This is a genomic window from Aporhodopirellula rubra (assembly GCF_014192335.1).
In the GTDB taxonomy this organism is placed as follows: domain Bacteria; phylum Planctomycetota; class Planctomycetia; order Pirellulales; family Pirellulaceae; genus Rhodopirellula; species Rhodopirellula rubra.
The window spans coordinates 97046-117036 of the sequence record NZ_JACHXU010000006.1 but is presented as its reverse complement, the minus strand read 5'-3'; the positions used below and the strand labels follow the sequence as shown (position 1 = coordinate 117036).

At 57.4% G+C, this 19991-nt stretch carries 14 protein-coding genes; 7 read left to right on the top strand and 7 right to left on the bottom strand.

The window, feature by feature from the left end; genetic code table 11:
• Positions 1-7: 7 nt before the first annotated feature.
• The gene (locus tag FHS27_RS10005; protein WP_246419388.1) at positions 8-1534 is read right to left on the bottom strand and encodes a DUF58 domain-containing protein; all 1527 of its coding nucleotides are present in this window, start codon (positions 1532-1534) and stop codon (positions 8-10) included.
• A 156-nt stretch (positions 1535-1690) separates the two neighbouring features.
• On the opposite strand from FHS27_RS10005, the gene FHS27_RS10000 reads away from it, so the two are divergent.
• Both FHS27_RS10000 and FHS27_RS09995 read left to right on the top strand, forming a co-directional pair.
• Positions 1691-2806 carry a tRNA pseudouridine synthase A gene (locus tag FHS27_RS10000; protein ID WP_184304737.1) on the top strand — a complete coding sequence of 372 codons (1116 nt, stop codon included), beginning with the start codon at positions 1691-1693 and terminating at the stop codon, positions 2804-2806.
• 120 nt (positions 2807-2926) lie between these two features.
• Positions 2927-4531 carry a serine/threonine-protein kinase gene (locus FHS27_RS09995; RefSeq protein ID WP_246419387.1) on the top strand — a complete coding sequence of 535 codons (1605 nt, stop codon included), beginning with the start codon at positions 2927-2929 and terminating at the stop codon, positions 4529-4531.
• Positions 4532-4546: 15 nt separating this feature from the next.
• Here FHS27_RS09995 and bshB1 read toward each other — a convergent pair whose 3' ends face one another.
• Both bshB1 and FHS27_RS09985 read right to left on the bottom strand, forming a co-directional pair.
• Entirely contained in the window at positions 4547-5287 is a 741-nt protein-coding gene (bshB1, locus tag FHS27_RS09990; RefSeq protein WP_184304735.1) for a bacillithiol biosynthesis deacetylase BshB1, read from the bottom strand.
• 148 nt (positions 5288-5435) lie between these two features.
• Entirely contained in the window at positions 5436-7187 is a 1752-nt protein-coding gene (locus FHS27_RS09985; RefSeq protein ID WP_184304733.1) for an outer membrane protein assembly factor BamB family protein, read from the bottom strand.
• A 35-nt stretch (positions 7188-7222) separates the two neighbouring features.
• On the opposite strand from FHS27_RS09985, the gene FHS27_RS09980 reads away from it, so the two are divergent.
• Positions 7223-8152 carry a metallophosphoesterase gene (locus FHS27_RS09980; RefSeq protein ID WP_184305015.1) on the top strand — a complete coding sequence of 310 codons (930 nt, stop codon included), beginning with the start codon at positions 7223-7225 and terminating at the stop codon, positions 8150-8152.
• A gap of 177 nt (positions 8153-8329) precedes the next feature.
• Positions 8330-9061 carry a response regulator transcription factor gene (locus FHS27_RS09975; RefSeq protein WP_184304732.1) on the top strand — a complete coding sequence of 244 codons (732 nt, stop codon included), beginning with the start codon at positions 8330-8332 and terminating at the stop codon, positions 9059-9061.
• 24 nt (positions 9062-9085) lie between these two features.
• On the opposite strand, the gene FHS27_RS09970 is transcribed toward FHS27_RS09975, so the two are convergent.
• The 4 genes from FHS27_RS09970 to FHS27_RS09955 all read right to left on the bottom strand — a co-directional run bounded on the left by FHS27_RS09970 (position 9086) and on the right by FHS27_RS09955 (position 16003).
• A complete protein-coding gene (locus FHS27_RS09970) occupies positions 9086-10696 on the bottom strand; it encodes a methyltransferase regulatory domain-containing protein (protein WP_184304730.1) in 1611 nt (536 codons plus the stop codon).
• A 121-nt stretch (positions 10697-10817) separates the two neighbouring features.
• Positions 10818-12959: an adenylate/guanylate cyclase domain-containing protein gene (locus FHS27_RS09965; protein WP_184304728.1), complete on the bottom strand. Its 2142-nt coding sequence runs from the start codon at positions 12957-12959 to the stop codon at positions 10818-10820.
• 333 nt (positions 12960-13292) lie between these two features.
• Complete coding sequence (locus tag FHS27_RS09960; RefSeq protein ID WP_184304726.1) at positions 13293-14087, bottom strand: GntR family transcriptional regulator; 795 nt, start codon at positions 14085-14087, stop codon at positions 13293-13295.
• A 632-nt stretch (positions 14088-14719) separates the two neighbouring features.
• Positions 14720-16003, bottom strand: a complete 1284-nt coding sequence (locus tag FHS27_RS09955; RefSeq protein ID WP_315854512.1) for a HEAT repeat domain-containing protein — start codon at positions 16001-16003, stop codon at positions 14720-14722.
• A 190-nt stretch (positions 16004-16193) separates the two neighbouring features.
• On the opposite strand from FHS27_RS09955, the gene FHS27_RS09950 reads away from it, so the two are divergent.
• The 3 genes from FHS27_RS09950 (at position 16194) to FHS27_RS09940 (ending at position 19902) form a co-directional block, all read left to right on the top strand.
• Positions 16194-17030 (top strand): phosphoadenylyl-sulfate reductase, encoded by an 837-nt coding sequence (locus FHS27_RS09950; RefSeq protein ID WP_184304724.1) that lies wholly within the window; start codon positions 16194-16196, stop codon positions 17028-17030.
• A gap of 77 nt (positions 17031-17107) precedes the next feature.
• Positions 17108-18097, top strand: coding sequence for an FHA domain-containing protein (locus FHS27_RS09945; protein WP_246419386.1), 990 nt, complete (start codon positions 17108-17110; stop codon positions 18095-18097).
• 689 nt (positions 18098-18786) lie between these two features.
• On the top strand, positions 18787-19902 hold the full coding sequence (locus tag FHS27_RS09940) for an SPFH domain-containing protein (protein ID WP_184304720.1): 1116 nt from the start codon (positions 18787-18789) through the stop codon (positions 19900-19902).
• Positions 19903-19991 lie beyond the last annotated feature (89 nt).

Below are 19991 nucleotides of genomic sequence, written 5' to 3'. Positions count from 1 at the left end.
CCGGTCGCTAGAGCAAGTGCTTCGCTTTCACTTCGAGATATTGGTTCACCAACGGCGCCGTTAGTTCGTCCGGGAAGGCGTCGACCACGAGCACGCCTCGATGTCGCAGCCCGGTGAGAACTTGCTCTCGCCACAGCAAGATGTCAGAGGCCGCGGCGGCGCGGTACATGGTGAAGTCGTCAATCGTTTCGGTGTACGGGCGAGGCGGCTCACCGGCGACTTGCGAGGCAGTCGCAGCCAGGGCCGCATTGTGAGGAGCGTCGGCTGCGTCAAACATCTCGCGGTCGCGAAGGAGGACGCCCAGCGGCAGGTGGGTGCCCGTGAGGTTTGACAGATAGTCTCCGACCACCGCCGAGTTGACTTCGTCGACCACGTTCGTGATTAGCGTAACGAGTGAACGACGTTTGCAGCGCGAACTCAAATGCAAGAATGCCTGATCGTATCGAGACTCCACCATTCTCGGAAATTGATCGAAACCCGCTTGCAGCAACCGGTTCATTTGGCTGGCGCCACCGCGCGGTGGGATGTACGCGTGGATCTTGTTGCTGAAACAAATCATCCCGACGGAGTCGCCTTGTTGCAGCGCGACGTACGCCATCATCAATGACGCGTTGAGGGCGTGATCGAGCAGTGAGTATCCGTCGCGTTGGTTGGTCATCATGCGTCCACAGTCGAGCATGAAGATCAGCCGTTGGCTTTGATCGCTTTGGAATTGCCGAACGGTGAGTTTGTTCCGCCGCGCCGTGCTACGCCAATCAATGTGTCGATAATTGTCGTCACGTGTGTAGTCGCGTAGACGTTCGAAATCGCTGTCCTGGCCAATCCGTCGCGTCCGCCGAACCCCAATCAGGCTGAGACGATTCGTGCGAGCGAGCATTGCGTAGTCCGACAATTGTTTCATGTCGGGATAGACATTTACGCGGTCATGAACGGCGATCGTGATCTGACGCTGCCACAATCGCAGCGGGCTGTTGATCCGCAGATAGCAACGTTCGAGATTGAAGGCGCCGCGGCGATGGGCGGTGAGTTGGCTGCGGGCGGTCGTTTCCATCCCCGGTGCCAAATCAAGATCGTGCATCATCGGTTCAGACGTAAATTGCTCGGGCAGGTCGTCACAAAATTCGCCAATCAGACGCATCGATGTCCTGTTGCGGATTGTCAGTGTGCTGTCGAGAGGCACTCTCAGCGATCCGGTGCGAGGCAGTTCTCGCGAGACGTCGATTCCGTTTGCATGTCGCCGCCCACTGCCCCACCAGAGCAGCAGAAAGTCGATCAGCGTGACGACGAAGATCAGCCCGTCCACCATCGCGAGAACGACGAGCCATTGAGGCGAAAACACAAACAGCACGCTGATGACGATCGACACTCCGAGCAGGCTCGCCCACAGACCGGTCGGGAACACTCGCGTTCGATATGCGGCAATGATCAACGGCAGGCTCAGCAAAAAAAGCAGCAACCACGGCAATCCACTGAGCCACTGAAGTTCGTCACCGACTTCGCTTGTGATGGTCGATTGAGCTAGATCGAAGAGCATGGAGGCGCGTCGTGGGCACGGGAACAGAAGTCCGAGCGAATCGTGAAAGATCGGATTCGCATGTCAAAGAGGATCGCCGGGGAGTCGCTATCTTAGCAGAAGATCGCCGTTCTCTGACACGTTATCGGAATGGCTTCGATCCGATAAGATTTGACGATGGATTCCCTCTCACCTCTCCCTGACGAGACGCCGTTGCCGACCTTTCATCTCACTGTCGTCTATGACGGGACGCGATATTCGGGATGGCAGGTCCAACCCGGTCGACTGACCGTGCAAGCGGAACTTGAGCGAGCCGTCGCGACCCTCATCGGCAAACCTGGCAAGAAGGCAAAACCGGCGGGGACACCGAATCGGGACGAACAGCCTTTGCGATCGGAGCGGACGACGAGCGATTCATCGAACGATTCGCCGAGCGGTGACGTCGCGAAAATTGACGTCGCCCATTTTAAGAACGCGAGCGGCGATACCGGTCCAGACGAGATCACATCGAACGCGACTGACGGGGCACGGTCGTTTCGGGTCCTCGGCAGCGGACGAACCGATGCGGGGGTCCACGCATGGGGGCAGGTCGCGCGGTGTGTGTTGCCGAATTGGCGGGCCGATGCGACGGCGGTGATGCGTGGAATTAACTCACGATTGCCTGATGACATTACGGTCGTCGACGTGCGAGAAACGGTTCCCTCGTTTCATCCCATCGCCGACGCCATCGGCAAACGTTATCGGTATCAAATTCAAATCGGCGGGCACCGCGATCCTTTTGCGGTGCGGACACGTTATCGGGTGCCGTGGCCGATTGATGTCGACTTGTTATCCGCAGCGGCGGAGAAATTCATCGGTTGTCACGACTTCGCCGCGTTTCAGGCTGCGGGCGCGGTTCGGGCGAGCACCGTCCGCACGATCACGCACAGCGTGTGGACGCGGGAAGCCGCTGAGCCGTCCGGTGGCGCATTCTCCGGTGACGTTACCGGCAATCTCGCTGGAAAATCCACTGGGCAGTTCGCTGAGAGATTCGCTGAAGAGTTTGCTGGGCAGAGATGGTTTTATGAGGTGGAGGGAAACGGGTTTCTCTACAACATGGTCCGCAACCTCGTCGGAACGATGCTCGATGTCGCTCGCGGCTATCGGCCGGTCGAGTGGATCGACGAAGTTTTGGAATCAAAAAATCGCCAGATGGCTGGGGCGACAGCACCGCCACAGGGGCTTTTTTTGTGTCGGGTAAATTATCCCAGTGAGGTTTTTTTGACTCCCTCGTTAATGTTCATGGAAACTTAACCTTTCCGGGCTAAAAATCGGTTGAAATAACGGCTATTCACCTCAACCTGTTGCTTCGCAATCTGCGAAGCCGATGAGTAGAATTGGTCGTTCGTTTATTTCACCCACTTCGAGTTCACGATGAATGGTGAGAGTTACCCCGCCGCTCCTGGACCTTCCATTCAGTTAACATCGTCGTCCACTGCCGTGACCGCGCGCCCGATTCTCGATGAAGATACCCGTTCGCTGGTCAAACGCGCACTCGCGTCTCGTGTTTTGACGCTCGAGGAAATCAAGACGGTCGTTGCATCGTTGATGACGGAAAGCACCGTGGTGGATTCGCAGCGTCTCGCCGATGGACTGCGCAACGCCGGGTTACTCACACGTTGGCAGGCGAGCAAACTGCTCGCGGGCAAGAGTCGTGGATTCTTTTTGGGAGCCTATAAACTGCTCCGCCCGCTCGGTCGTGGCGGCATGGGGATGGTGTATCTCGGCGAACATCAAGTCATGAAGCGGCAAATGGCGTTGAAGGTGTTGCCGCCTGAAGCACTCAAGGACAGTCGCCGGATCGAGAGATTCAAAGAGGAGGCTCGCGCGTCAGCACAACTCGATCACATCAATATCGTTCGCGCGTATGACTTCAACGAAGCGGGCAACAAACTCTATATCGTGATGGAGTTTGTCGACGGTATCGACCTCCACCAAATCGTCGCTCGAGATGGAGTGATGTCTTACGACGCCGCACTCGATGCGGTCGCCCAGGCCTGCGAAGGATTGGTGCACGCACACGAACGAGGTGTCATCCACCGTGACATCAAACCTTCCAACCTGATGCTGCGCAGCGACGGAGTTGTGAAGGTCAGTGATATGGGATTGGCGCGGATCGGGTGGACCGAAGCCGATGACGGGCAAGAGTCGAAACGGTTGATGGGCACCGCCGATTTTGTTGCCCCCGAACAAGCCCTCAACAGCAAAACGGTCGACGCGCGAGCGGATATCTATTCGCTCGGGTGCACTTGGTATTTCCTGCTGACGGGAAAGTCACCGTTTCGTGGTGAAAGTGTGGCCCAGCGACTGGCGAAGCACCAGACTGCGGCGATTCCGGATGTTCGCGAAGTACGCAGCGATTGCCCCGAAGCCCTGGCGATGTTGCTGATGCGGATGATGGCGAAGAAGCCTGCGGATCGTCCATCATCGGCTGCCGATTTGCTCAATCAATTGCAACGTTTGCGAGCGGGACGTGGTGATTTTGATTCACGACACGAACAGTTGGCCGCCATGGTCACTCGGAGCGATTCGACGATCGACGAAAAACTCTTCAATGCCACGATGGACGACAGTTCCGGGATGCCCATCTCGGAAGTTGAAGTGGTCGAGGTGATGGAGGATTTCGACTTCGGATCGTTGCCGCCACTCGATGCGGGCGGTGGATCGGTCTCCGATTTTTCTTCCGCGTCTTCATCGCACTTGTCAAACGGGACTATCGTTCGTCCTGGCAAAACGCCAACAAAGTCCGGAGTCGGCAACGTCGCGAGAACGGCACCGTCGCCGCAAAACGGCACGTCACAAAAGTCCGCCGACACGCAGCTCGTGATGCTGGGCATCGGGCTCGCCATCGCCGTGCTCGCGTTGGTGCTCGTCGTTGGCGTTGCGGCTTACACGATCGCACGTCCACTGCCCCAGACGGCTCCGAAAGTCAAAGCGATGGAAGACGGCAAGGGCGGCAAGGTATTCGTCGTCGAGTGAGCCGAGTCACTCGTTTTAGAGCAAGTCTCGCAGGCTGTTCAGCGCGAGCGGTTCTTTGGTGTCGAACGGTTCGCCGTGGGTGCGATTAATCAGTCGGCCCCAGTGTTCGCCTTCGTGACGGATTCGGTCGATCAATGTCGGAGGTGTCGCGGGCCGGCCGGTAATCATCTGGCTTTCATACGCTCGGACCGCTTCCATTTTGCGTTCCCATTGTTCGGAGATGTCGACGATCCATGCCGGCTGAACCGCCAGTCGTAGGTGGATGCAAAAATAGTAGTACAGCCGCTCGGGATGGTGACGTGGTCCCGGCATGTCGGTCTTGCTGAGTTTGGCTTGAAAACGAGCCGCCTCGGTTAACAGTGTCGCGGCCAGGTGATCAGGATGGGCGTCGTGGTAATACGGGGCAAACAACCATCGCGGCCGAAGGCATCGAATGTAGCTGGCGATTCGGATGCGGGCCTCGATCGTATTTTCGAGCGCGCGATTGACCAATCCGGCGTTGCCACGCCACGTCAGGTTCATCACGGAAGTGGCCGCGGCGGTTTCGCGGATACGGGTTTCCATGCTGCCATGCGGCGTCGGCTCGCCCGATGTCAGGTCCAACACCCCGACCCGCATTCCTTGGTCGAGCATTCGCATGATTGTGCCACCCATGCCAATCTCGGCATCGTCGGGGTGTGGGGCAACGACTAAAAAGTCGAGTGGTTCGAACTCATCCGGATTGGGGAATTCAGTGGGTGTGAGGGTGTTGATCATCGTCGTTGGGTTGAATGAAATGTTCTAAAGTGGTGCATCGAAATGACAGGTGAATTCACATGCGAACCGACTGGGCAATCGGTTCGCTTGTGTAGGAAGAACCTAGCGATCATCCCGGCATTGAGTTCGGAAGAGGCTGGTGCGGCGGTTATTTCGGCGGCAATCGAAACGCCATCGCTTGGACTGCGTTCCGGACCAGGAGTACGTTACCGGCAAGACTCGGAACGTTCCATGTCTTGTGCTGCAATGCGTCAATTCGCAGCAGTTCACGGTACTCCGCCGGGTCTGCCGCGACCAGCAAAACGTCACCCATCTCTTCTTGGACGATTAACGTGTCGCCGGCCAGGATGACTTGGCCCTGCCCCGATCGACTGCGGCGTGATTGTTCCCAAAGCCGGTCGCCGGTTTCGATTTCCATGGCTTGCAACGCACCGTTGCTGATTCCATAGGCGACTCCGTCACGGATGACGGCATGGTTGAATTTGGTCTTCATCACGCGGTTGGAACGCCACACGTCTTCGGCGATAAAGCCCTCGCCTGATGGAGAGGCTTCGATTTCGATCAACGCACTGCCGCCGCCGTAGCCTTTGCCGACCAGAAATCGATCTTTTCCAGCACCAATCACCGCGGCGCAGTTCGCACCGCCGTTGCTCTGTCCGGCCCAGTCGGTTTGCCAAAGCTGTTCACCGGAGTCGACGGTGTGCCCGGTAATGGAAGCTTCATTGACCGAAACAATTTGTCGAACGCCCGCGAGCGTGAGCAGTTGTGGCGAGGCGTAACTGATTTGGTCTTCCCCTGCGGTCCAGCGAACCGAACCGGATTGGGCGTCCAACGCGATCAGTGACCTAGCGCCGGAATCCACTTTCCCGCCATAGGGCAACACGCACAGACCGTTGACGAGTAGCGGCGACCCGCTGCGCCCCCACGTTACGGCAACTTCGGATTCGGTTTGGTCCCATCCGGCGAGTTTTAGCAGGTCGGCATCCCAGATCACGTGCCCGGTCACCAAGTCCAAACACCACACCATCCCGGTCGCTCCTTGTGCGTAGACTCGTCCGTCGAGGACTGCGGGAGTGGATCGTGGACCCGCTTCACCGAGCGGGTGAGTGTGGGTCGCTTCGTGGTCGACGATCCACAACAACTCCCCATCGCTGACTCGGTAGGCGGTGACGCATTCTCGATCTTCTCGCTGTTCGAGTGTGACCGCGAATTCGCCCGCTACGGCGAAGGATGACCAACCGCCACCGATACCGATGTTCCACAACGTTTCGATCTCGTCGGTGGATTGGGGAATCGAAAACGGCCGTTCCTCGATGGTCCCGTTGCGATCATTGCCCAAAAATTGTCCCCACTGAACGACGAGCGTATCGGGTGCATCGTCGGTTGCCCGCGTGGCGTTTTCACCTGGGGTGGCGCCATCGCCAGCGTTTTCAGTTTCCGAATCGGTGGCGGGGGCGATTGATGTTGCCGAGCCTGATTCGTTAGGGGCTATCGGCGCCGCGGGGGGCGTTTGTAATTTGGGGATATCGCGAGTCGAGAAACGCCATCCGAGTTGTGGGATCATTTCGCCGGACATCGTGCGAACCTTGACCAGCGAAGCGAACACAATCCCGATCGCGAGCGTCGTCAAAGGTACCAACCATGTCCTGCCGGCGCGATGAGCGGCTCGTTGCAGAAAGTAAAGCGTCAACACGGCCGAGATGAGACCGATGGCGAGGCAACCGAGGAACGCAAATTGATAGTCGAATTCGGGCGCGAAATACTGCACGACGGCGATCAACGCGAACCCAATCGCGGCCGAAATCGCAGCCCGTCGGAGGAATGGTTTTTCGTGAGTCGGATCGGCTGGCGGTCGGGATGCGGATCCCGTAACAGCGTACCCATCGGCGGGATCGCTCATGATTGTCTCGATAGATGAATAGAAAAGGCGTTGCTATGACCCTCGGTCGTCTCTCTCACGATAGCAGTCCGCCAAATATTGCGACATTGGTGCCCGATGGATCAGGCGTCGAGGATCGTCAGTGGACCACCGCGTTCATTTCCGATTTGCATCTGCTTAGCGCTCGCAGCAATTATTCGCAGCACATGCGTTCGGTTCGGCGTGCCGTCGAGTCGGCCGACGTTTGTGTTTGGGGGGGCGATCTGTTCGATTTCTGCTGGTCCTGCGAAGGGGACGGGCCAACCTCACGACGCATCGCGGTGGATTGGTTGGAGGCGTGGAGAGAGGAGTTTCCGGAAAAGCGATTCGTTTATCTGACCGGCAATCACGACGCTCAGCCTCGGTTTCAACAATCGCTCGCCGATTGGGCGGCCCCGCACCAACGCCTATCGGCAAAACCCAACCCGACAGGAGAATCCAGCCCGACAGGAGAACCTGGCCTAACGGGCGATCAAAGCACGGCGGCGATCACGACTCCTCGCGAGCTTGCTCTTTACGAAGGGGCCGTCTACGTGGGGCTCGACGCGGTTCGGGTCGGTGATTGCTTGATGGTCCACGGCGACGTGATCGAAGGGGGCGGAAGTCATGCCGGATTAGGACGTTATCGGTCGCGGTGGCACCACGAACGTACTGGCATCCACGAGCCTCCCGCGATCCGAAATCATCTCTACAACGCCGCCGTGACCGCGCGTTTGCACCTCGCCACCGCCGGAGTCGCACACCGGCGAAAACGAGTTTGCATGCGATTGCTGCACTGGATCCGCAGCCAACCCGATTGGCTCGGCAGTGGTGTGCAGCGGATCGTATTTGGGCATACGCACCGTCGGATGGGCGGTTTCCGCATTGCAGGCTACGAGTTTTACAACGCGGGGGCTGCGGTGAAGCACGTTCCTTTCGAGCCGATTGTGCTCGATTTGTCGTTTTAATTCGCCGGTTTTAATCGGAGGGAGCGTCCGTTTAGGCGGTCGAAGGTTAGAATATTCATAAAACCTTCATCGCTTTCAGGGCCCCCGGGGCGCTGCGTCAATCGGGTTGATGGATCAAAATGTTGGCGTCAGCAGGAGGCCGTTTTACATCAGTCAGTCCCCACCCAATCGCGCCGCATGTCCAAAACGAAAGTTCTCGTTGTCGAAGATTACCTGCCGCTCGTCGAGACGTTGGAGTATCAGCTCAAGCGCGCCGGGTATGAAGTTTTTCGCGCTACCGACGGGCGGGAAGCTCTCAAGCAAGCCAAGCTTCAACTGCCCGATTTGATCGTTCTCGACGTCGATCTTCCGATCCTCAGTGGCGTGGAAGTCTGCAAGCAGTTGCGTGCGAACCCCGCGACCCAGTCCTGTTTGATCATGATGCTCAGCGCACTCGGAGAAGAGTCCGACCAAGTCGTCGGGTTCGCGATGGGAGCCGATGACTACGTTCTCAAACCGGTCGAGAGCTACAAAGTTCTCCTGCAAAAAATCAAAGCCCTCTTGCGACGACGCGAGCCCGCAGTTGACGACGCCGAATCGGTCACGCAGTCCGGCGTCACCGTCGATCGCCGACGTTTCGTCGCGACTATCGATGGCGAAGTCCTGAAGTTAACCAAGAGCGAGTTTCGCCTTCTCGAGACGTTGATTCGTCAGCCCGGACGAGCGTTCGATCGCAACGAACTCGTTGAAGCAGCGCTCGGCGAAGACACCTTGGTGCTCGAGCGAACGATCGATGTTCACATCCGTGCCCTACGGAAGAAGATGAACGATGCGGCTGATTTGATCGAGACCGTGCGAGGAATCGGTTACCGTTTCCGAGAGCATGAATCGAGTCCGAGTAACGAAGTCGCTATCGCCGAAAACGTCTGACTCTCGTCGAAGAAGCCGGCGTCGTTAACGTACGAGAAGGCCCATCACGCCGAGGTTTTTCAGATTCGGTTCGATCTTCTCTCGCACCAATTCAGTAATCTGATTCGGGTCGGTGATCTCGCGGCCTTGATGTTTCAGTCCGACGCCATCTCGTGTGATGAAGCGGACCATCCCCGCCACGATCTGCTGGCGATCGTTGGTGCCATCGCACAACATGATTAACTGCCGCGTCGCCTCATCGACTCGCACGTTCATGTGTCGTAGTGATGTGATCGTGTTACCGGATTCCGCTTGCAGACGCGCCAGTACGCTGGTTTGAGGTTGAGACGAAACCGTCGTGACCAGAGGCAGTTCGCCCCAATGCAAACGCACCATTTCAAACCGTGCCAACTGAATCAATTCGCCACCAAAGTTGGCTCGAGCTGATTCTTCATCGGCTCCAGCGTTCCGTTGCCTGGATGCATGATCCCAAAGACTTGGGAAGCTTACCGCGGCAGGTCGAACCGACGCCAAGTGCAGCAACGCAGCTTGGGTCGTGGGCGTCTTAATTGTCACGTTCGTGCCACGAGTATTAACAAGTCGTAATTCGGTTTCGGGATTCGCTAAATCGGCAGCGGTGAAAGGGCGATTGTCACTGTTCTGGCATTTTGAATCGGAGGAAAACCACAATTGGTTAATCCCCGATAATTCTGGATTGTCAGCAGCCTTTTCGCCCTTTCCGCTTCGACGCAGGAGCGATTGCCGAAAAGTTCGGTTGCACACGTAGTCGAGATATTGTTCCCGCTGCAGCACGCCCATCGTCGAGATTCGCTGTTTCATTGCCTCTGTTTGCGATGGCACAACGGTCAAGCTCGATTCGCACACATACTGCAGATCCATCTCTGACACCTCATCAACGAACTGATGAAAGTAGCGAGGTTCGTTAATCGTCTCGAACTGTTCATGAAACAAATAGGCTTCATGGGATTGCGATATTGACCAGAGTTCTTCCCGCAACATTTTCCCATAGCTGGTCGTTTCGGGGACCGAGTTGGCGACTTCCTCTAAGAATTGTATTCCATCGGTAATCGATTCAAGCGAGGGGCGGCTTTGTGAAGATACAGATGCATGATGTCTCAACATCTCCCGCACCATGCCTTTGGCGTGCCATCCTGGATAAGTGTTGTAGCTGATGAACGCGATTCCCGAATCGGAAAGGTGGTCACGGCAGATTCTGAGAATCTCTTTGCGGACTTGCTCTGGAACCCAAGAATAGACTCCATGCACAAGGATGTAGTCGAACCGGTTGTCGCCGGTCGGTTGTACGATGTCGGCGGGAAAGCCCGCGGGAAATTTCGCTAGGTCACCGGCATGGAGTCGGATGTTTTTGAGTCCGAGTTTTGCCGTGTTGGATTTCCCCGACGCAATGTGTCCGGCACTCAAATCGATCCCAACGCAGCGTGAGTCCGGATACAACACCGCGAGCGAAATCAAATTGCCGCCCTGTCCACAGCCGAGTTCGAGTATCCGAGAATGAGCGGGAGGAGCGGTTTCGACTCCGTGTAGCCTCGCCATCGCGGCGATCGAATCCGGGTTTGTTCGCGGATGTACGAAGTCTGGATAAGGGACATCTTCGTATTGTTGTGCGGCATCCATGCGGAGGTACTCGGAGGGCTTCGGTGAGGCGAGATGAGGCGGTTGAGTATCCCGTGCTTGATCCTAAGACAGATTTGGCGTGGTCATGCGTTGCGGGAATCAGAAGATAGCGAGGTGATCGCTATTTCGGAAACTCGAGTACTCCGTCCCAATCGGCAGGGGCGACGCGGTGGTGTTGCAGAATTCGCTGCAGCAACACGTCTTTGGGGCGGTCCCAGGCGGGCAATTCGTGAAGTTGCTGATAGGCGTCGTCCCAACGTCCTTCGCCAAACGCGGCGAACGCTTGCTCGGAAAGTCTCAATTGAGCTTCGGTGAGTTGAGGATGATTCTCCATCGGCACGATGAGCTGAAAGATCTCGATGGGGTTCTTGGTTCCCGCTGGCCGCACACGCCCGAGCGTTCGGAGGTGGAATCCGTCCCGCGTGGTGGCAGTCTTTGCACCGGAGAGACGCAGGTCGTCTGAGGTGGATTTCCGTTCCACCGAATCGGGGACGGCGAGGTGTTTCGCGGTCGCTTCATCGACGAGGATTTCAACGCCGAACACTTTGGTCAGACCTTCCAATCGGCTCGCCAGATTCACGACGGGACCAAACGCGGTGACTTTGACTTGGTCGACTGTGCCGATTCGCCCAGCGACGGCCTTGCCCGAGGCGATCCCGATTCCACAGCGAAAATCGGAGGCACCTTTGGTGTAGTCGCGGCGGATGTCGGCTGCTGCTCGCGCCGCCGCTGCACTCGCCGCGACCATCGGATCGGTTCCGTGCGGCAGGGGCAGCGGCCATCCCCAAAAACCCATTGCGGCGTCGCCGTGAAAATCGCCGATCACGCCCTCGGTGTCGAGGATATGTTTGGTCATCACGCCGAGTGCCGCGCTGACTTGTTTGAGCAAGACGAGCAGATCGTCGCTGTGCATTTCGGATGTACGCGAAAAACCACGCAAGTCACAGAACATCACCGATAGGTCGCACTCTCGCGGCTGTAGCCAGTTCTCTGAATCGGTACCCGCAATCGCGTCCAGGACGACCGGCGCGAAGAAACGCCGCATCGCCGCATGCCGTTGTTGAAACTGATTGGCCTGCCGCATCCCCGAGACAAGCGAGCCGACAACCTCGGCGAATTTGACATCGTCACTGAGTCGATCCACCAACGTTCGTGAATCGTTGATCGAGGCGTCTCCGGTGAGCAGCGCGGTCCGGCTGCCGGTCACATAGAGAACCCATCCGCGGCACGCTTCACTCCGCAACGGCACACAAAAAGCCCAGTCGATATTTTCAGTCGCCGTGTAGTCCGTCGCTGACGCTTGTCCGCCTCGCAGGGGCGAGGTCTCCCAAAGATGCAGCACACTCTCTCGACGTTGAAGGGTCGCCGCAACCAATTTGGTGCTGACATCGTGCGAAGTCGAATCATTGTCGCGAACGTCGTAGTGCAAGATCTGCATCTGCGGCAAGACGCTGTCTGACTCGGGACTCGGTATCGAACCTTCCGAAAGATCCGCACGAACGATTGCGACCGCGGAAGAGGCCGGGGTCGCACGCAACAGGACATCGGTCACTCGCGCAAACAATTCCTCGTCGCTGATACTGCCGGCAACCAAGTCTGGCAAACGGGCCAGTAATTCGATTCGTGCCTGGGTGTCGTGAAAGTTGCGTTGGCGAAGTGCCGATTCGGCAAACGCCATTTCAGTGACTTCATACGATTGCGGCGACGCGATGTAGTCCGGCGTGAGGTCCGCGTCGCTGGCCGGTTCGCCATGTTCGTTTGGCGAGAGCCCACGACGGATGGACGGAACGGCATCGGCAGAAGGTTTTGGTGACTGATCCGAATCGGATGTGAATCCAGGGCGACGAGCGAGCGTGAAGGTGGTTTGACCGATCACAAAGTGCTCACCCGGAACGACGACGAACTGATCCCGCGGTTTGCCACGGTAAAAGATCGGATTGCGTGCTCTCGGATCGCGAGTCACTCGCAATCGGTCACCGTTGAGCATCGTGAGAACGGCGTGATGCCGAGAGATGGATGGGTCCCACGGAACGGCCCATGGGATCGCAACAATATGTCGTTTTTGCGGTTGTCCCATCGCTGCGACCGCACCCCCTCCGGCGTCAGCATAGGCCGCATGGATACCCGCCCCGGGCGGTGACGAGAGCGATGAAGGAGGCGGCGAGGTTTGAGGTTGTCGCCCCAGCAGGACGTCGCGTCCGGCGGCGATTTCAGGCAGCCCACGTCGCCAACGATTCGACCCTTGCGCAATCAAGTCAGGCATAGGTTGTTCGAAGCCTGGGATCAGGCCAGCTTTCATTCCGAGAAGGTATTTGTTCGCACTTCCGATGACAGACGTCGAATAATACCAGGGTTGCTACCGTTGGGTAAGCAACACCGTTTCATCGCTCGCGATGCCGAAAAATCTACGCAGCGGGACCCGTCGAGAGCGATCAGTCACTCACGTTTTAAGCAAATACTAACGCGACTCGAGCATTCTCAGAAAGGTGCAGTCGCCGTCGCCAGGCTTCGGGGGTCGAAAATCTGGCACATCCAGCTAACGTGAACAGGCACGTCATCGTTTGAAATGCTGCAAACTCTCGCGTCCTGATTCAGACTATTCTGATTTTTCTTCCGTCGGAGTCTCCAAGGGCGTCTCCACGGGAGCCTCCTTTGCCGCTGGCTCGTTTTTGCCGCCTTCTTTCGCGGCCTCTTCAGCTGCTTTCGCGGCTTCGGCTTGGTCCATCACGATCAGACAATGTTCCAAGCCGTATTGGATGTGTTCGACGGCAGCGGCGAAAGCGGCTTCGGGTTGGCGATTCGCGATGCCGTCAAAAATCGCTTGGTGGTGACCGCAGGTCAGTTTCATCGATTCGGCATCGTGAATGTGTTTGCGAATGCCGAACACACGCGTCAGTACTTGCGACTGAGTCGCGGTGTGTACGATTGCTTTGTTGCCGGTCGCTTCGAACACGCGAATGTGGAATCCGTAATCAGCGCGGTCGAAGTTTCGTTTGATTTCCCGAGTGGTGACTTCGGTGCCGCCGAGTTCTTGAGCGTGCGTCGCTTCTTTCATCTTAGCTAGCTCTTCACCGATCGCCGCGATCTGTTCTTCGCTCGCCTTTCGAGCCGCCATCGCGGACGCACCCGGTTCGATGATTTCGCGAACGCCGTAGATCTCAATCAACTCTTCGCGACCGATGGTACGAACAACGGCTCCGATTTGAGGAATCAGATCAACGAGACCTTCGTTGGCGAGTCGACCAGCGGCTTCGCGAACCGGCGTCGCGCTGACGCCAATTTCTTTGCCGATAGGTCCATAGAGTAGTCGCGTGCCGGGCTCAAAATCTCCCGAGATCAGTCGGTTGCGTAAGTGCTGATATGCGCGAACGGAATGAATCTCTTGGCTCAATGGTATGTCCTGATTTTTATCGGAGATTGAGGTATGTCTAATTTTGTCGATAGTTGAACAATATTGTAGCAACGCAATCACATTTGCGCAGGCGATCAGTGGCACGAAGAGAATAGAATTCCTGGTTCACATGCCACCCGAAAGGCTTCTTCGGAACGTAACGGGTCGATGGAACGCGAGAGAACCCGTCTATAGAGACGTCGTGCGTTTTGCGTGATGCAATCTCAACGACGAACAACTTGTCTATAGATGCGATTGGGTTTCGGCGACGATGAGCGCACCCATAATCAATGAATCAATAGACTCGTTGGGTTGCTCGTGAACCCGCCGCGATTGCTGTCATATCAGGGAACGCTACCGCGAACAAGAAACAGTGTGTCCAGTTCGCATGCTCTGCGGAAATGTGCTTGACCCCTTTTGATGCATCGCAACCCACAACCGTTCAGTCACCTGTATCCGTAGCACAGGCTGCCAGCCTGTCTTGCCACCTCCCCTGGTTCATCAGCAAGCAGTTCATCTAAGCGGAGCCTCGCACGCACGTGCTAGCCCGTTTGTCTCTAGCCGTTTGCCTGTAGCCGGCGTCATGTTGCAGGCTGGCAGCCTGCACTACGGTGGTTGTTACTTTTTGAGGGTTATGGATCGCGCCGGAGATCCGATCGGCTCGGGTTTCTCAGTGCCGCGAAGTATTTACGCCAAGCCACTTCGTCGTAACCGTAGTCCGCATTCGGGGCGATCATCTTGACGAGTCGTAGGACTTCGGGATGCCGCACCGCGACTGTTTTCTCTACGATCTTCGCACCCTGCTGCATTCCCGCTGATCCGTTGTTTCCGAACCCGGCTTGCGTGCCGCCACTGCCGACCTGGACCTTGGACTTCTGTTCGGTGATCAACGCGTTGGTATAAGCAAACGCGAGTTCAGGATTGGGGAAAGACGCGAGAACACGGGCGGCGGCTTTGACCTGCGCCGGCGAGTTGGATCGTAATAGCGGCAGGCATGTCGCCACGGCGGATGAGCCTCCGTATTCGGTCAGTTGTCGCACGGCTTCCTCGCGAATCAATTCATCCGGTTCATACAAGGCGGCTTCGACGAGCGCCTTCACCGCGTCCGAGTTTCGGAGCCGACCGAGCAGGCGAACGTAACCGAGTCGTAGCGTCCGCAAGTTGATCTTGGACCTTCGCGTACGAAGGAATTCCGAGGCGATCGCATGGGTTGCGAATGGATCGTCGATCGCCTCGATCTCGGCCATCGCTTCGGCGTCACCGCGGATCGCGTTGGCGTGTAAGCGTCTAAACTTTTTGATCCACAGTTTTGCTTTCTTGTCGCTTTCGTCGGCGTATTCACTGGCCGCCAAAACCTCTGGCAGTACCCAGCGGCCTTTTCGGTCTTCGATCAATCCTTGACTGCGGCGGAGTCGTTCATAACTGATCCAGCCGTTGCCTGACCGGTTTCGAACGAATCCCAACGCAGCCCGCGCGAGTTCATGATCGGGTTGGATATCGATCGTCCGCGTGAGGTGATAACGGTACTGCGGCAGTAATGTTTGTGACTTGCACCAACGGGCGAGTTGGAATTGAGCCTCGGCGTCATCGCCCGCTGATGCGGCCCGCTGGCGATACTCTTTCAAGTCGTCCGCCTCGACCGCTCGTCGCACATGAGTCCCGGCGACCGCGATCGACAAATCTTGATCGATCCGCACGACGACATGGGCTGTCGAGCCGTCTTCCTTCTCTGCACGCCGGACGTCGCCGGTCAATTGGCCGCCGCCGGAGAGTTCGACCTTGCCGGCCTGGCACGCCGCAGTGACGGCGAAAGACAGCAAAATCACGAGGGTGACACGTGGGGCCCGTGTGGGGAAGGCAATCCGGAGGCGGTAAAACATCATCAAAATCCCGATCGACTTGAGGGGTGTAGTCACTCTATCTTAGCCGACGGAACCGGTTTTTCGTCGTTAGACCTCGCGAATCTGCTCAAGGGACCCCCGATGAGTGGTCGATGGAGATACTTGACCAAACAGGTCATGTTTGTATCCTTTCCCGGATCGAATTCCCAAAACCGTTCCATTTCGACTCCCGCAAACGCTTTCCCAGTCGCCGAGCATCGCCATCGTGTCCCCTGACTCTGAACCGTCCAAAACGCTCTCGGTCGAGGAATCCGCTGGCGCCGCGTTGGCCGCTCAAAAAGCCATGGGGCTTGATAAAGAGGGGATTCCGTTGGTCGGTGGTGCCCGCGTCGCCGACCCGCCGCTCGAGCCGACACCCGAATTTCTCGCCGAACTGCAGCGAGAGAGCGAGGCGTTGGAGAACGAAACCCCGCAAGCGATTTTGAAATGGGCGGTCGATCGCTACGCGCCCAAGTTCACGATGGCGACCGCGTTCGGCCCCGAAGGCATGACGATTATTCACATGCTGGCCGAAATCGCTCCGGAAACGCCGATTTTTAACCTGGAGACGGGTTACCAATTCGAGGAAACGATGCAGCTCCGCGAGCGGGTTCGCGAGCGTTACGGCGTCACGGTCGAATACAAATACCCGAAGATGTCGGTCGAGGAATTCGAAAAAGAAAACGGCGGTCCGGTCTATTTGACGGATCCGAACCGCTGCTGTTTCGAAAGAAAGCTCCGGGTGCTCCACGAAGCGGCACGCGGCTGGCACGCCTGGGCCAGTGCGATCCGGCGCGATCAGAGCGAGGACCGTGCGAAGGCGCCGATTGTCGGTTGGGACAAAAAATTCCAGCTCGTCAAAATCAGTCCGCTGGCTAATTGGACGAAACAGCAGGTTTGGTCGCTGATCATGAAGGAAGGAATTCCCTACAACCCGCTCCACGATCGAGGCTACCCGAGCATCGGATGCCAACCGTGCACGCGATCGGTGATGGCCGGCGAAGACGAGCGGGCGGGACGGTGGAGCGGTTTTCAGAAAACCGAATGTGGGCTGCATAACTAAGCTACACGTAGCATCCCACTCACAAGCGTGGCAGAATAGAAGCAGACTCTTTTCTTTATTCGTTGAAGTTGCTGCTGATGTTCGACAAACTCAAACGCTTGCTCGGCGCCGCTGACGGGCGTTCGAATGACGACGCGTTGGCTCACCAGACGATGACGGGCGAAACGCTCGATCAGGAAATCGACGCGATCCGGCAAACCATGGTCGTCGATCCGTCTCGCTTGCGTGGCGACGACGAACCCGACGTTGATAATGGATCGGGCGGCGCGGCAATGCACGGTGCGACTCAAGCACGCGGAGCAAAATCGCGGGCCGCCGCGCCTGGGAAAGCTTCGTCCAAACGCACGCCGCTGTATCGCCCCATTTTGCGGCCGCCGATGGCGTTTCTCTCCGCTCTCGACGACGGTTCGATCAAGGAGTCGGAAGTCCACCGGCTACGCGGCGGAGTCGCCGTGATCGGTCGCGAACAAGGAGACTTAACGTTTCCTCACGAAGTCCTGATGTCGTCGAAGCACGCTCAGTTGGAATGTCGACGACACCGGGGCAGCTACCAGTGGCACTTCGTGGATCTGGATAGCCGTAACGGATCGTTCTTTCGTGTGCAGCGGGCGTATCTCCGCAACGCTCAAGAGTTTCTCGTCGGCGGGCACCGGTTCGCTTTCAAAATGCCAACACCCGATGGACGCTTTGACGATGGGGGCGGGACCCAAGTGTCCGGTGACGACAAAGACGCACGGGCAACGCAATTAGTAAGCGACGTGAAGGTGTCGTTGCCGAAGCTCGTCTACCGAGATCCGAAGGGCCCCGAACAGTCCTACACGCTCGAAAGCACTCACATTGTGATCGGTTCGGATCCGTCCACATCAGCCCTCTCGATCAACGACCCCTACGTGTGTCCGAATCATTTGCAACTGCATCACACACCGCGAGGATGGCTGATCGAAGACCTCAACTCACGCAACGGAATTTGGCTGCGACTGCACGATGTGAAATTGGATCAAATCACCGAGTTCCAGCTCGGCGAACAAAGGTTCTACTTCCGACCACCGGCCGCACGAAAAGTCTAACGGCGCGGCGCAGCGAAAATCGCCCACGCATTTGAGCCGCGAACACCAAAAAGGCTCGATCGCGCCGCCGATCGGACACCCACCTTCAAGATCCCTCCTCTACGAACCAGACCACTGCTTCAAAAGTCAGTCCCCACCTTTCGTATCGTTCGTACTTTTCGTGGTTGAAAAAATCCACACCACCACCTCCATCACACCAAACAAAATACCGCCCCGACGCGCATGCTTCGAAGCTGCATTCTCCCGCAGGCCGGACCAAGCAAACACTGCAATTACGGGAGCGGCTGCGGCGATGGAGAACGTCTCTCGGACCTCCAGGCTTCGTGCAAAAGCGGTCCTTATGCGCCGCTCCGGCACGGCTTAAATCCCCGATCCGGCCATATGTCGCCAGCACCCAAACGACCAACGAGAATTTCCGTCAGTCCCAACCTTTCGTGTCTTTCGTCCTTTTCGTGGTCAAAAAAACACACCACCAACCTGCACCACACCAGACGCAAGACCACTCCGACACGCCAGCAAGTGACGCAAAAAGCACGCGTGGCGCGCCCTGACACATCCGTTTTCTCGCCTGAAGGAACGCGAACGTTTTCGGTTGCCCGTCCCCGGTGGGCCTGAATCGTCACCAATTTGTTATCATTCCAGAGCTGCCTGCTCTCGCATACACGAACACCTAGAACAAAGGAATCCAGATGGGATTGTTTGATTTGATTCGCTCCGAGTTGATCGACATCATCGAGTGGATCGACGACTCACAACACACGCTTGTTTGGCGTTTCCCACGGCACGATAACGAAATCAAAAACGGCGCCCAACTGATTGTGCGTCCGGGCCAGATGGCGGTGTTTGTCTACGAGGGAGAGATCGCCGATGTGTACCCGCCGGGGCACTATGAACTGACGACGGCAAACCGTCCGGTGATGACGACGCTCGAGAGTTGGAAGTACGGCTTTGATAGTCCCTTCAAAGCGGAAGTGTATTTCGTCAGCACACGCCAGCTCACGGATTTGAAATGGGGAACACCCAACCCGATTATGTTGCGTGACCCCGAGTTCGGGCCCATTCGAATCCGAGCCTTCGGCACGTACACGCTCAAAGCGGTTGATCCGAAAGCGTTACTGACCGAGATCGTTGGCACCGATGGCCAGTTCGGAGCCGATGATGTCACCACGCTGTTGCGATCAGTAATCCAGAGTGCGTTCGCCGACTTAATCGGCAGTTCGCAGATCGCCGCGTTGGATCTCGCGAGCAATTACCAGCAGCTCGCCAGCACGCTCCGTGAGAAGGTGGTCGAACGCATCGACGATGAGTATGGGTTGGATTGCCCGCAACTCTTCATCGTCAATATTTCGTTCCCCGAATCAGTCGAGAAAGCCCTCGACACACGCACCAGCATGGGCGTGATTGGGGACATGAACAAATTCCAACAATACCAAATGGGCCAAGCCATGATGGCTGCCGCCGAGGGCGGTGGAGGCGGAGGCGCCGCCGAAGGAATGGGACTGGGCGTCGGGATGGCGATGGCTAGCCGCATGATGCCCGCCGCCGGAGCGAGCCCCGTGGCAGCTCCCAGCGCCGGACCACCACCGCCACCCGCAGCAGACGCATGGTATGTCGCAGTGAACGGGCAGACCAAAGGTCCTTTCACAAGCGATCAGATGCGATCGGGAATCGCCAGTGGCGAAGTGAACGGGCAAACGATGGTCTGGATGGCCGGCATGGCCGCCTGGTCACCCGCCGCCACCGTCCCCACACTCGCCACAGCCCTCACCGCCTCGACCCCGCCCCCACCACCCCCTGCTTCCTAAACTTTCTCGCTCAGGACCAAGCCAGTAACTCGTTAACTACCCGGCAGCCATTCGTCCAAGGTTTCCCGGGGTGAACAGTCCCGCACTTC

Coding starts and splice junctions, on each gene's coding strand:
- FHS27_RS10005 (WP_246419388.1), bottom strand. CDS start 1,534: ATGCTCTTCGATCTAGCTCAATCGACCATCACAAGCGAAGTCGGTGAC.
- FHS27_RS10000 (WP_184304737.1), top strand. CDS start 1,691: ATGGATTCCCTCTCACCTCTCCCTGACGAGACGCCGTTGCCGACCTTT.
- FHS27_RS09995 (WP_246419387.1), top strand. CDS start 2,927: ATGAATGGTGAGAGTTACCCCGCCGCTCCTGGACCTTCCATTCAGTTA.
- bshB1 (WP_184304735.1), bottom strand. CDS start 5,287: ATGATCAACACCCTCACACCCACTGAATTCCCCAATCCGGATGAGTTC.
- FHS27_RS09985 (WP_184304733.1), bottom strand. CDS start 7,187: ATGAGCGATCCCGCCGATGGGTACGCTGTTACGGGATCCGCATCCCGA.
- FHS27_RS09980 (WP_184305015.1), top strand. CDS start 7,223: ATGACCCTCGGTCGTCTCTCTCACGATAGCAGTCCGCCAAATATTGCG.
- FHS27_RS09975 (WP_184304732.1), top strand. CDS start 8,330: ATGTCCAAAACGAAAGTTCTCGTTGTCGAAGATTACCTGCCGCTCGTC.
- FHS27_RS09970 (WP_184304730.1), bottom strand. CDS start 10,696: ATGGATGCCGCACAACAATACGAAGATGTCCCTTATCCAGACTTCGTA.
- FHS27_RS09965 (WP_184304728.1), bottom strand. CDS start 12,959: ATGCCTGACTTGATTGCGCAAGGGTCGAATCGTTGGCGACGTGGGCTG.
- FHS27_RS09945 (WP_246419386.1), top strand. CDS start 17,108: ATGTTCGACAAACTCAAACGCTTGCTCGGCGCCGCTGACGGGCGTTCG.
- FHS27_RS09940 (WP_184304720.1), top strand. CDS start 18,787: ATGGGATTGTTTGATTTGATTCGCTCCGAGTTGATCGACATCATCGAG.